This is a genomic window from Mycobacterium sp. SM3041 (genome assembly GCF_039668335.1).
In the GTDB taxonomy this organism is placed as follows: Bacteria; Actinomycetota; Actinomycetes; order Mycobacteriales; family Mycobacteriaceae; genus Mycobacterium.
Genome location: NZ_JAYXBQ010000038.1, coordinates 91,499 through 104,624, shown reverse-complemented (window position 1 = coordinate 104,624; position 13,126 = coordinate 91,499). Strand labels below are relative to the sequence as shown.

At 60.7% G+C, this 13,126-nt stretch carries 7 protein-coding genes; 4 read left to right on the top strand and 3 right to left on the bottom strand.

Annotated features, from left to right (window positions below):
• Positions 1-3 precede the first annotated feature (3 nt).
• Together VXD91_RS10940 and VXD91_RS10935 are read left to right on the top strand one after the other, a co-directional pair.
• The gene (locus VXD91_RS10940; protein WP_346415411.1) at positions 4-2,070 is read left to right on the top strand and encodes a DEAD/DEAH box helicase; all 2,067 of its coding nucleotides are present in this window, start codon (positions 4-6) and stop codon (positions 2,068-2,070) included.
• Between the two features lie 378 nt (positions 2,071-2,448).
• Positions 2,449-2,766, top strand: coding sequence for a hypothetical protein (locus VXD91_RS10935; protein ID WP_346415409.1), 318 nt, complete (start codon positions 2,449-2,451; stop codon positions 2,764-2,766).
• 60 nt (positions 2,767-2,826) lie between these two features.
• Here VXD91_RS10935 and VXD91_RS10930 read toward each other — a convergent pair whose 3' ends face one another.
• Genes VXD91_RS10930 through VXD91_RS10920 form a run of 3 tightly spaced genes read right to left on the bottom strand, consistent with a single transcriptional unit; the run spans position 2,827 to position 5,477 of the window.
• Positions 2,827-3,432 (bottom strand): hypothetical protein, encoded by a 606-nt coding sequence (locus VXD91_RS10930; RefSeq protein WP_142239438.1) that lies wholly within the window; start codon positions 3,430-3,432, stop codon positions 2,827-2,829.
• A gap of 7 nt (positions 3,433-3,439) precedes the next feature.
• Positions 3,440-4,168, bottom strand: a complete 729-nt coding sequence (locus VXD91_RS10925; RefSeq protein ID WP_142239437.1) for a hypothetical protein — start codon at positions 4,166-4,168, stop codon at positions 3,440-3,442.
• A 46-nt stretch (positions 4,169-4,214) separates the two neighbouring features.
• The gene (locus tag VXD91_RS10920) at positions 4,215-5,477 is read right to left on the bottom strand and encodes a hypothetical protein (RefSeq protein WP_073694446.1); all 1,263 of its coding nucleotides are present in this window, start codon (positions 5,475-5,477) and stop codon (positions 4,215-4,217) included.
• 443 nt (positions 5,478-5,920) lie between these two features.
• Between VXD91_RS10920 and VXD91_RS10915 the strand changes: the two genes are divergently transcribed.
• Together VXD91_RS10915 and VXD91_RS10910 are read left to right on the top strand one after the other, a co-directional pair.
• The gene (locus VXD91_RS10915; protein WP_346415408.1) at positions 5,921-12,265 is read left to right on the top strand and encodes a DUF3320 domain-containing protein; all 6,345 of its coding nucleotides are present in this window, start codon (positions 5,921-5,923) and stop codon (positions 12,263-12,265) included.
• A gap of 29 nt (positions 12,266-12,294) precedes the next feature.
• Positions 12,295-13,065 carry a hypothetical protein gene (locus tag VXD91_RS10910; protein WP_346415407.1) on the top strand — a complete coding sequence of 257 codons (771 nt, stop codon included), beginning with the start codon at positions 12,295-12,297 and terminating at the stop codon, positions 13,063-13,065.
• The last annotated feature ends 61 nt before the right edge of the window (positions 13,066-13,126 follow it).

Below are 13,126 nucleotides of genomic sequence, written 5' to 3'. Positions count from 1 at the left end.
CCGATGTCGGCGTCCACTGGGCTCGACCCGGCTATCGAGTACCACATAGTCAACTCGCTGGGCTGGGCCGCGCTCAGGCCACTACAAGCAGCCTCGGTCGATCCGGTGAGGTCTGGATCGGACTGCGTCCTTGTCGCACCGACTGCCGGTGGCAAGACCGAGGCTGCTGTTTTTCCTCTGCTCTCTGAGATGATCGAGGGCAACTGGTCAGGTACGACGATCCTCTACGTCACGCCACTTCGTGCTCTCCTGAACAACATTCACCCACGCGTGAGTGCCTACTGCTCCTGGCTAGGCCGAAGCGCGGGGTTGTGGCATGGCGATATTGGACAGTCCGAGCGTCGCGGCATGCTGGCCGACAGGCCAGACATTCTGCTGACGACCCCGGAATCCATTGAGGCCATGCTGGTGTCGCGGCGAGTCGATCATGAGCGCTTCTTGGGTTCCGTTCGAGCTGTCGTGATCGACGAACTTCACGCGTTCGCTGGATCTGACCGAGGTTGGCACTTACTCGCCGTGCTGGAGCGAGTGGAACGAATAGCTGGGCACAGGATTCAGCGAGTGGGGCTTTCCGCAACCATCGGCAACCCAGAAGTAGTTGGCGCATGGATGCAGGGTTCGACCGAAGGTCGGGAACCGGTCGTCGTGGTGCGCGAGGACTCACCGTCGACGGTAAACCCAGAGATCACAATCGACTACGTCGGCAGCATGGACAACGCCGCCACGGTCATTTCTCGGTTGCATCGGGGCGACAAGCGACTGGTGTTCGCCGAATCACGGCGGTCCGCCGAGGAAATCGCCTTCCTCTTACGCGAGCACGGCGTCCAGACGTTCGTGTCCCACTCGTCGCTCTCGGCTGACGAGAGGCGACAAAGTGAACGTGCTTTCGCCGAGGCCAAAGACACGGTCATTGTCGCGACTTCGACCCTCGAGCTTGGCATCGACATTGGCGACCTCGATCGCGTTATCCAGATCGACGCGCCGCGCACCGTTTCTTCGTTCCTGCAACGACTCGGCCGTACCGGCAGGCGGCTGGGCACGAGCCGCAATACCCTGTTCCTTGCCACCAGCCTCGACGGGCTACTCGACGCAGCTGCCGTGCTACTTCTCTGGGAGCGCGGATTCGTCGAGAAGGTAGTCGCCCCACCACATCCACGTCACCTTGCTGCCCAACAACTTCTTGCGCTGGCGCTCCAAGAAGGGGCGTTCGGCGCATCGGACTGGCCGTGGTGGTGGGGAGACCTTCCGCTCATCGCCGACGGTGCGGAAGTACTCGCCTACCTGCGCGAGCACGAGTTCCTCGTCGAGGACTCAGGGTTATTGATGATCGGGCCGCGCGCGGAGAAGGAGTTCGGGCAGCGTCACTTCATGGACCTCCTCTCTACCTTCGTTGCCGATCTCGAGCTGCGGGTCGTCGCTGGAGTAAAGGACATCGGATTTGTTTCGCCGCTGGCTATTCCGGCCAGGCCGGATCGGGAGCAGCGACCTCTTGTGCTCGCTGGGCGAGGCTGGCATGTGCAACACGTCGATTGGGAGCGCTTCACTGTGTGGGTCGAGGAGATCTCGACCAAAGGTGATGTGAAGTGGCCGTCCGGTGCGGTAACGCAATCGTTCGAGATGTGCCAGGCGAAGCGAGAAGTTCTGCTTGGGGCGGTGCCTGAGGTCGAGTTGTCCAAGCGCGTTCCTGTAGCGATGGAGCGCCTCCGTGAAGAACGCGCTGCGGAGGTCAGTGAGAGCGGCCTGGTGATGCATCTGCGGGGTGCAGGGGGTGCGCGCTTGTGGACCTGGGCTGGTCTGAAGGCCAACGCGACACTGCTCGCAGGACTCGGGCTGGAATCGAGCGGGGTGGAGAACGAGAGTGTCGTTCTGCCAGAAGGGATCACCGGCGAAGACATCAAGGCTGCAGAGGTCAATGCCGTTCCACTCGTTGACGAAGATGCCGTCTCAGGGCTCAAGTTTTCGGTGGCGCTGCCGCCGGACCTTGCCGTCACGACTCTTGGTGAGCGGCTCGCCGATCCGGCTGGCGCTGCGGAGACTGTCCAAGCCCGCATCATTCGCTATCACGCATGACGAGGCGGTTGCCTCCAGGCGCATGCGTAAGGCGTTCTGCATGGGGATTGCCCCAGCTTGTCGGTTGATCCTTGGCGCAGGGTCTTCGGATCATTGGCGCTCACTGGATTGCTCCCCGACTGGGTACTGACCGTGTAGTCCAGCGTGCCTGTGCGTTTGATTGCCGAAGGCACGAGCGGGGACGGTGACACCCCGATACCCGACTTTTGTCATCTTGGCGGGCTCCGCCGATTCGGTAGTCCGTTGACCTGTGGTTTGGGTGTGTTTTGGTGCGCACATTTCGACTACGACCAACACAAAAAAGCAGGTTCGAGACCTGCCGATCCATTCGTAATCGGTGCCTAGCACCAGCTTTAGCACATCGAGATGAGTTTCCGAATGTCCAAGCACGATCTGGCGGCCCGCCCGATCTACCACCACCTGTACGAATTGATCGACACATCGCAGCGTCGTTGTCGCCGCGCTGGCAGTGAGCATTGGATCGAACTCCAAACGCGTTGGAGCATGAAGAAATTCATGCGCACCACCCGCTGCAACCGCGCCATCACCCTCGCCGCCGGCAATCAAACGCTCACCGCAGCGGAACGCCTTGAATCGCCCCGGGCTCAGCAGCGATCCACCGCATCGGTGCCCACCAAGTTGACAAAAGTCAGGACGATAATTGCCCTCCCGCGGTGGCTGAATCGGAACCGGTAGTCGCGTGAGGTGGGTTCGGGAACTTGGCCGGCGTTGTGTGACGCCTGATGGCGCTCAGGCTCAGTTGGCCCTCCGGACCAAATCCTTCGCCGTACGGTAAGCGAACAACATGACGATTAATAGCACATCGATCGCTATGACCATGCAATTTCCTTTGGGCTGGGTGATGATGACAGATACCCACACAACAATTGATGCAAAAGCGAAAAGATAAGTCACGATACGTCGAATTGGTTGCGACTTTCCGACGCGAGGTAACCTTGTGCCGATTAGGTCCCAGAGGGTGTAGAGAATGAAGCTGACGGCGACGACGGTGGTGGTAGGCACAGCAGTTGCGACTCGAATTGTGCGCCCGGGGTCGTTTCCGATAAATCGAGCTGGTATCAACCAATAGTCAACGACTAGTGCAATGTCGATGGCAAATAGGGCGAGTGGCCAATTCCAGAAGCGGATCTTCTCCTCGGACCGGAATCTGCTGTTGTGGTAACCGATCCAACTTCCCAAAGTCAGGATCGCGCCCACACATAAGTGCGACCAGTCAACGGCCGACAGATGCTTGGCTGCGATCACATCGAGGTACTTGCCGACGGCGACTGCAAATAGGAGGTCAACAAATGTCAGGCTTGCAGGAACACTCGGTGACGGCTTCGTGGCTGTATCGGTCACGTGCCCATCATCGCACCACATTGGCATCGATATTGAGGAGCTCATCGATGTGGTTAGGCAGTTCAGCGAGTCGCTGAACTGAAACGACGCCATCCAACTGGATCGAACACTCGCGTCGTTCGAAGTCCCACATGGGTCCGTCTAGGTGTATGCCACGGAGGCCGGCGGCGATTGAGGGTTCGATGTCCGATCTCAAACTGTTGCCTACGGATACGCATTGCACGTTTTGGCGAAGTGGACCCGCGGCAGCGACGAACGTTTCGACGCTCTTTGACGGCACGAACATGACGCGTGCGAAGTAACGCCGCAGGCGAGACTGCCGGAGTCGTCGACGTTGGACCCACGGTTGCCCTTTTGTAAGAAGTACGAGTTCGCACCTCTTTCCAAGCTGCTGGAGCACTGACTCAGCATCGGAAGATACTTCCGCGCGCATGAGGAACACGCAGCAAGCCAGCGCAAATGCCATTGATGACGCTGCCAGCCGCGCAATCCGGTTGAAGTGCTCCTGCGAAGACAAGACCGCCAGGGCACACGAACTAGGGAAGCGATACCATGCGAATCCATGCTGCTCAACGCGCTGTAGATCGAGTGTGCGTTCGGTGGAGTCCCATAAGTCGGCAGCCATACCAAACGTGTGCAGCAGTGCACGAACATGAGCACGTGAGCGTTCGTAAAGTGCCTCGGTCGCCCAGAGCGTGTCATCTCCGTCGAACACAATGACCGCTCTTTTGTCCATGGCAACAAGGTATAGCTACCCACCGACAAAGACTCGCCCGTCATTGCTACGACGCGACCGCCGGAAACACGACCACCGACCCATCCGCTTCGCGAGCGATATCAATAACCATGTCGGCCTTGGTGTTTGGTGCGTGAGCTCGTTCACCCAACTCCCGCAGCCGGTAAGCCGCTTTGAGTAGGTCGTCCACTTCGCCCTTGCTGAACAGGGTGTTGGTGAAGCCTCCGGGCCGCTTCAGCTGCAGCTCGCCGAGCTTGCGTAAGACGCCGTAGATGCCTGCCTGGAGCTCGTCGACCCGCTGTTGGTCGGCCTTCAGCGACTGGACGAAGCGCTCGAACGGGTTTGTCGCGTCCTTCTGCCCCTGCTCCACCGCCTGCAGGATGATCACCCGCCGCTTGAGAGCGATGGCCAGGTGAGCGAGTTCCAAATGCGCACGAAACTCGCCACCGGTTTTGTCAATGCCTGCGAATGTCTTTGTCAAATAAGATATTTCGGCCGTATTGGAATCGATCGAGTCGACTGCTTTCTGCCAGTTCTTGAGGCGACGCTCAGCTGTCGCGATGGCGATGTCGATGGTGTGGTCAGCGGGGCCGATCCCAATGGCCTGTCCGATCTCACCCTTGTCGAGCACAACCGCCGTCGCTTTGTCTATGGCAGCACGGCACCCGTTCAAGGCGTCGCGCTCTTCGTTCAGCTTCCCCTCGACTAAATGCTCCAACAGCTCCGTAATGCGTGCAATCGCCTGCTGCCGTTGGTGCTCCGCATGCGCACTGACTCCGACGGCCACCGCCATCAAGACCAGAGGCGCAGCGATTGCCAGCGCGCCGGCACCAGCAACTGCAGCGCCGGCACCACCTGCAGCGGGCACGAACGTTGCTTGGGCTGTAATACCTTTCGATCCGACAATCGCGCCATGAATGCCGCCGGCCGCTGCCTTCGAGGCCATCGGCCGGACCAGCCCGTTGCCCATCTGCGCGGCGACTTTCGCTGGCACCACCATCCGATACAGCGCTTCGCCTGACGCCCCCGCCTTAGGCGCGCCTTTCGAAGTCTGCGAAATCAGCAGGGAAAGATGCTGAGCGAGAGGGCTGGCACTATGCAATGCGACGGCGCCAGTGCGGTCGACATCTTTGGGCATTGAGTGTTGTTCCAGCGTCGCGATCGGACTGTCGGCGAGCAGCGTCAGCGCGTTGCGTAGCTCGGACAGTCGCTCAGGTGTCAACCCAGCGGCGCTCGGGATGGCGGGGAGAGCGGTCTCCTGGGTCGCGAGCATCCACAGCGGTACCACCACGTCTTTGCCATCAGTCATTAGTGCCCCCTCCTTGTGCAGCCACAGCCTAGGGGAACCTGCTGACATGCTGTGAGCGAATCCGCGGCCTGGCGCTGTCGTCAGCCGGATTCGCTGGACGTGTGCGCACCTCGTGGCTCACCTCCACCGACTTGTCGGTGCCTTCTGCCATTCTGTTCGGCTCGCCAAAATCGGCGGTGCTGACCAGGAACTATGGAGGTTGCTCAGTGCAAATGTTGACGTCAGCTGCTCGGGCTGGGCTGAACGGGCCCAGGCGACACTCGGCCATCGTGGTTCGAACCGGGGGATACCAGCGCGTGGGCCAATTTCAGCAAATTGACAGCGCCGATGGTTTGGGAGTAGTTACATACCTGGGGCGTTCCGGCAAGTTTGCTCTCCACAGTGGTGCGGTGAGCAGAGGTCGACGGGAACAACAGCGATCAGCAAGTGGGGGGTACTGAACCGTGGCCAACGTCGACCATCATCAGGTTGTCGGGCAGGCACTGAAGACTCTGGCCGGCGGCCTGGCACCATTTGTCGCGCAGGTCCTCAACCGAGTTCTGCCGCCGGGCACCGATTGGGCTCAGGCGCTCAAACAGAAGGACGCGGCGGCCGGTAAGGCAGGCAACCGCGACTTCCAGAACTCCGACGTTGCGTTGATGCTGCGGGCCATGACTGAGCGACTTGGCACTCTTGGCTACCCGTTCAACGGGCAGATGTCGCGCCAGGCAGAGGCCTATGCGAAGGAACTCAAGGGCGTCCGGAACAGCTGGGCGCACACGGAGCCCTTCACGCAGGCCGAAGCCCACCGGGCAATCGAAACAGCAGAGCTCCTGCTGCGCGCCATCGGCGCAGTCACCCAGGCTCAAGCTGTGGCCGAGCTGAAAGCGTCGTTGTCTCAGCCACAGACTGCCGTAACCACGGAACCGACTAGCGCCATTTCGGCTGCAGCGCAGCTTCCGGAGCCGGGCCCGCAGTCCGCCACGATCCAAATCACCGCAATCGCTGACCTCAGCTACGCGATGGCGCACTGCCGTATTCCGGTGATCGAACAGATCACCGTTGACAACACCGGGGGAGAAGCGCACGGCGCGGTCCTCGAAGTCGACATTGTCAGCGCCGACGGATCACACGGCGGCCCAACAGAACTCCACCTCGATCTGAGCGCCGGACAACAGACGGTGCTCACTGAAATCAACCTGAAGCTCGATCCGGCATCGATGCTCAGCGTCGACGAACAACGACCCGGCGAGATTCGCGCCGTCCTCAAGAACGCCGCTGGTGACATCCTGGCCGCGGCGACTAAGTCGGTCAATATCCTGGCGGCCAACCAGTGGAAGGCAGTACCTCCGCAACTTGCCATGGAGCTGATGGCGGCGTATGCCCAACCCAACTCCGCCGCTGTGGCCACACTCTTGCTGGAAGCCTCTGATCGCTTGAAGGCATCGACGGGAAACTCCGCGCTCAACGGCTACCAGAGCGAGGATCCCCAGCGGGTCGACGCCATCGCCCGGGCCGTTTTTGAGGCCATGAAGGCACGGGACATCCGGTACGCCGAACCGCCCGCTAGTTGGGGCGACGTTGGCCAGAAGGTCCGTACCCCGGCGGAGGTCCTCAAAGGGCGCCTCGGCACGTGCTTGGACACCGCGCTGGTGATGTCGGCAGTTCTGGAGCAGGCCGGAATCAACTCGACCATATGGCTCCTCCGTGGGCACGCCCTCCTGGGCTACTGGCGCGAGGAGAAGTCGCTGGAGACAGTGTCGACCATCGAGACAGCCGGCGCCGTCAACACCGTCGATCTCGGGAACATAGGCTTGGTCGAGACCACCATGGTCACCGACCGTCATTCATCACTGACGTTTGACGACGCGCGGCGCGCTCCAAAAGCAAGTGGCCGGCTCGACGACATCTCAAACATCATGGGTGTCACGGACATTCGTCAGGCGCGTCAGGCCGGCATTTTTCCGCTGCCCAGTCGCACCGTCAAGCCAGACGGCCAGATCGAGGTTATTGAGTACCAGCCGATCGGTGGGCAGGTCATCAGACCGTACGAGGCCGGCGGGGCCACACACACGGCACAGGTGCAGCAGGTACCGCCACGAGTTCAGCAGTGGAAGAACGCGCTGCTGGACCTGAGCCTGCGCAACAAACTGATCAATTACACCGACCGGTCGGGCTATCGCATCGAAATCCCGGGGCCAAACCTCGGCTACTTTGAAGATGCGGTCAACGAGGGCATGCCTATCAGCCTGTTGGGCTCGGACGAGATCATCAGTGCGGCTGCAGCGGCCCGCGGGGTGCGCTATGGCCGAGACCTTTCCGAAGGCGACCGGCAGGTCCTGCTCGCCGACAAGCGCAGCGCATACATCGACATCACCGAAGCGTCGTACACCTCGAAGCTGCGCTACTTGGCGAACAAGGCCAGGACCATTACGCAGGAGACCGGAGCCAACAATCTGTATCTGGCGTTTGGCATGCTGTGCTGGCAGTTCAACGGGAAAGAGCTGCGGTCGCCGCTCGTCCTGGTGCCGGTGACGATAACGCCGAAGAACAAGGGTCAGCGCTACGTGCTCACCATCGACGAGGCCGGCATATCGACGCCGAACTACTGCCTCGTCGAAAAGCTCCGCACCGCACTGGATTTGGATATACCAGCCCTGGCGAACCCGAACCTGGACGCCTCAGGGATCGACCTTGACGGCACGTTCCGAGCTGTCCGCGAGGCGATCCAAAACCTCAATTTTCATATCGAAGAAACTGTCCACCTGTCGGTGCTGCAGTTCGCGAAGTACCCGCTGTGGAAAGACCTCGACGACTCGTGGAATCAGCTGTCGGCCAACAGTTTAGTCAAGCATCTCATCGAAGGTAACAGTGAAAACTTCGCGGACACCGCAGTCACTAGCGCCGATGTCGACCTTGATGAGCTCGGCGTCTCAGTGCCGATGTCGGCAGACTCATCTCAGCTGAGGGCTGTTGCGGACGCGGTCGGCGGTCGGACCTTTGTGCTCGAAGGCCCTCCGGGAACCGGCAAGTCGCAGACGATCACCAACCTACTGGCGCACGCCATGGCGTCCGGTCAGCGGGTGCTGTTCGTTGCGGAGAAGCGCGCTGCCCTTGATGTGGTGAAGAAGCGCCTGGAAAGCGTTGGATTGGGTGACCTCGCGCTCGACATTCACGACAGGTCGGCGAAGCCGGCGGCGGTGCGGGCCCAGATCAAACAGGCACTCGAGCTGCATGTGACGCACGATCCAGACTTGCTCCACAGCAAGCTTCAGACCGTCAAGTCGAACCGACACAAACTGGCCAACTACGCCAGAGAACTGCATGCTGCTAACGCAGCCGGGCTGTCGTTGTATTCGGCGCGTAACACCGAACTGGCCGCTGACAGCGACGTTCCGCCGCTGGAGGTTCCGAAAGCGTTTGTCGCGAGCGGCAATCCAGAGCTGCGGGAGGCGGTCGCCAACGCTATCCGCGGATTGAGTGAGAAGACCGACCTAGCCAAGCCACGGAAGGGCCATCCGTGGTCCTTCGTTGAGGTCGTACCCCCGAATGGATTAGACGCGAGCAAGATCTATTCCGCCGCAGTCGAATTCGACAGCGCGCTTGAGGCCGTTCAAGGCGCCGGCATCGCACTCGACGTCGTGGTCAAGTACCAGGACCTCGTCGCCGTCGACACTTGGGCCCGGCTGACCGGCGAGCCGCGGTATCCGATCGACGGAGTCGATGCGCTGCATACGTCCTCCGGTCAGACACGACTGGTAGCGGTCGAACAGCTGTTGGCCAAGATCGTTGCAACCCAACCTGAGTGGTTTGCCGTGGCCAAACCGTCTGCCATGGACTTGGAGATTCCGGAGATTCACAGCGCCGCGGTGGCCGCCGATGAATCGGGCTTCTTTGGTCGCAAGAAGCGCCGGCGCGCGGTGCTTGAGCAGTTGGCGGATGTGCTCGCCGTAGAGCCGGAGACTGTCAAGCTCAAGACGTTGTCGGCGACCACCAGCGCATTGAATGACACCTATACCGAGGTGACGCAGCTTCGTGAGCTGGTAGCTGCGCTGCCCGTGGTGCTGTTCGACCAGCCATGGAATCCGTTTGTCGCCGAAGATGCCGCCCACCTGCGAGATAGCGTCGCAGCACTGCGGCGCGTGGGTGCGGTGTTGTCGACTACTCCGGCGGATCCGCGTGTCATGGACCTCCGAAAGTTCTACAGCGACACGGCGTCTGGCGCATCTGGCCAGCAGCTGCGCGCATTGGCTGTTGGGTGGCAGAAACTCAGTGACGCCACGGCAACAACGCCTGTTCAGCAGAACGACTGGGCAGGCGACGAGTCCTTCATCCAGCGTTGGTGGGCGACGCGCAGCGACCGCAAGCTCGAGACGGCCGCAACCACCGAACGCTGGGTCGACCTGCTGTTGCATCTCGAACCCTTGCGGATCGCGGGAATGGAAGTTGCCAGGACGGAGATTCTCAACGGCACGGCAGTAGGAGAGGACGCTCCAGCGGCCTACGACCGTGGTACTGCGACCGCGTCGACCGCCGAACGTCTGGCTGCGAGCGGACTGAACGATTTCGACGTCGTTGCGCACAACAAGGCAATCGGCCGGTTTACGGAGAGCTCGGCGGTGGTCCGCGGGGAACTGAAACGCTCCATCGCGGCGAACATCTTGGCCGCACGGAAGTTCGATGTTGCCACCGGCAAGGGCAAAATCGGTGAACTCAAGAAGCTGGTCGACGCCAAGAAAAGTGGTAAGGGCGTCCGCTACCTCATGGAGCACTACGGCGACCTGATCACGCAGATTCTGCCGTGCACGCTGACCAGTCCGGATTCGGTGGCCAGGTTCTTCCCGGCCCGGGCCAACTTCTTCGACGTGGTGGTATTCGACGAAGCCTCGCAGATCCGCGTCGCCGATGCCATCGGTGCGATGGGACGCGCAAGATCCGTCGTGGTCGTGGGTGACAGCAAGCAGATGCCCCCGACGAGTTTCGCCGAGGTCAACGCCGCTGCTGCCGACGACGAGGACGCAGACGAGATTCCTGGCGTCGTTGCAGACGAAGAATCGATCTTGAGCGAGTGCGTGAGTTCGCAAGTGCCGCAACAGTGGCTGTCGTGGCACTACCGCAGTCAGGACGAAGCGCTGATTGCCTTCAGTAACTTGCAGTACTACAGCGGACGGTTGGCGTCATTCCCTACGCCTTTGGCCGATTCGGCAGGCTACGGCGTCTCGATGATCCGGGTGAATGGTCACTTCAACCGCACGGTCAAGGGAAAAACCCTCCGCACAAACGAAGTTGAGGCGAAACGGATCGTTGCGGACATTCAGGAACGCTTCTCGGCGTCGTCAGACAGCGCTCCATCGGTCGGGGTCATCACCTTCAATGCTCAGCAGCGCGACCTCATCGAGAACATGCTCCGCGACACGGGTGATGAACGGCTGCTGGCCGCGCTGGATGAGCCAGACGGGTTGTTCGTCAAGAATCTGGAGAACGTACAGGGCGATGAGCGCGACACGATCCTGTTCTCAATTGCGTTCAGTAAGAACGACAAAGGTGCCTTGCCGCTGAACTTTGGGCCTCTGTCCAAGCCGGGCGGCGAGCGCAGGCTCAACGTGGCCGTGACCCGGGCGCGCTGTGAGGTCGTTCTGTACGCAAGCTTTGACCCCGCCGACCTGCGCGCTGAGGAGACCACGCAAGTAGGTACCAAGCACCTCAAGGCCTACCTAGAACTGGCCGCGCGTGGCGTCCAGACCATCACCCAGGGCGGTAAGCGCAATGCGGTGATCGACAGGCACCGCGACGACATCGCTGATGCGTTGCGCGCCGAGGGCTTGGTCGTGCGTACTGATGTCGGGCTATCTGACTTCCGCGTGGACCTGGTGATTGCTGACCCCGACGACCCAGCTCGGCCGTTGATCGCAGTGTTGCTGGACGGGGCGGAGTGGTCCCAGCGTGGGACCGTCGCTGACCGCGACGGGTTGCCCGTTGATGTGCTGTCGTCGCTGATGCACTGGCCGGTCGTGGAGCGGGTATGGATGCCTGAGTGGTTGCACCATCGCGCGGCGACCGTTGAGCGGCTCCAGAATGCTGTGGTTGAGGCCAAGCGTAAGCTGACGCAGGTCGCAGAGTCGGAGGTTACGGCGCCGGTGTCGGTCGTCGAACCGGCTGTCGAGATGCCTACCACTGCTGAACCCGTTGCGACACAGGGGCTGGTTTCGTTCAAGGCGGAGCCGGCCACCGTGCCCACGACGCCTCGCCATCCGAATATCGCGGACTTCAAGGCCTGGATTCCGGTGGTAGCAGGCGACAGGGCCGTTCTCGACGAGCTGCATCTGCAGTCAGCAGAAGACCGAGTGCTTCCAATCATCCGTGAAGTCATCGAGGCCGAGGCCCCGATCTCCCGTGAGCAGTTGGCGAAGGTCATTGCGAATGCGTTCGGGTGGCTCAAGGTATCTGAAGAACGAAAACAATCACTGCAACGTTTGGTTCCCGCCGACTACCAGCGGGCCAACGATCCCGACTTTTATTGGCCTCTAGATGTTTTCCCGGAATCTTGGCGTCTCGTTCGGGTTCCGAAATCTGGTGTCACCCGGCCCATCGAGAACGTCAGTCTGGTGGAGATCGGCAACGCAATGGTGATAGTTGCGCAGCAGTCTGGTGGGGCGCTGCCGGATGAGCTCAAGCGGGAGGCTATGAAGATGTTCGGTGTCACGAGGACGGGCCCGAAGGTCGCCGCACGACTGGACGAGGCACTGCAAAGAGCGTTGACGCTGGGACTGCTTCTGGGGTCGCACTCTGGCGAGCTGGTGGCGAGATGAACGGGACCGAGGCCGGGGACTAACACAAAGTGACATCCGAACTTCCATGGACTTCGCTGCTCGATCTGTTGGCCTTAAACAAGACAATTTGCAGGGGAATCTTGGGTTCGGTGGTCGGGACCCAAGGAAGCGGCCCGTTTGATGAATCTGGGTTCGACGACTTCCTTCTTGCGTGCGGAGTGCAGGTCCGATTGGTCTCCGGCGAGATCCAGCCGCCCGTCGTGATCTTTGGTCGCGAATTTTGGGATGAGGAAGACGTAGACACGCTGCGCGCAGAGCGGCATCTCCGCGTCTATTCGCAAGAGATGGTGGTCGCGTCAATGGCGATAGGCAGGGACATTCTCGATCACCTGGGTGATGAGCTCGATGACTTCGTTCGCGGCCACCCCGCTTTGGAGCGCTTCTATGGCTACATGGACGCAGAGGTAGACCTCCCTGCACCATCCGCACTTTCCGCCAACTCTCAGCGAAAGCTGTTGGTCAGCTTTGATAGTGGCCTTTGGCCGAGTGCGGGAATTCTTAGCACCATGGGTTATCGCGTCGGGAGAAACGGGCTGAGAGATGCTGCACGCAGATCCATCCTGAGCGAGGTCATGGGGGTTGAAATCGTGGCGGCGTCACCGGCCGCCAATGACTATGTGGACGAATGGGGCGAGCCAGGTAGCAGCAGAAGGCTGAAGAAGATGGCCAACGCAATAGCTGCCTTTGCGCGCAACGCCAGAAAGCGGTCCGGAGACTTCTCCGTGGCCATCGAAGCTTGGGAGGCAGATCTCATTTGGCTGCAGCTCACATACGGTTAGCTCAGGTTTCCGCAGTTTAGCGGTCTATTTCCGGCAAAGATATGGTTACAGAGTGTATTTG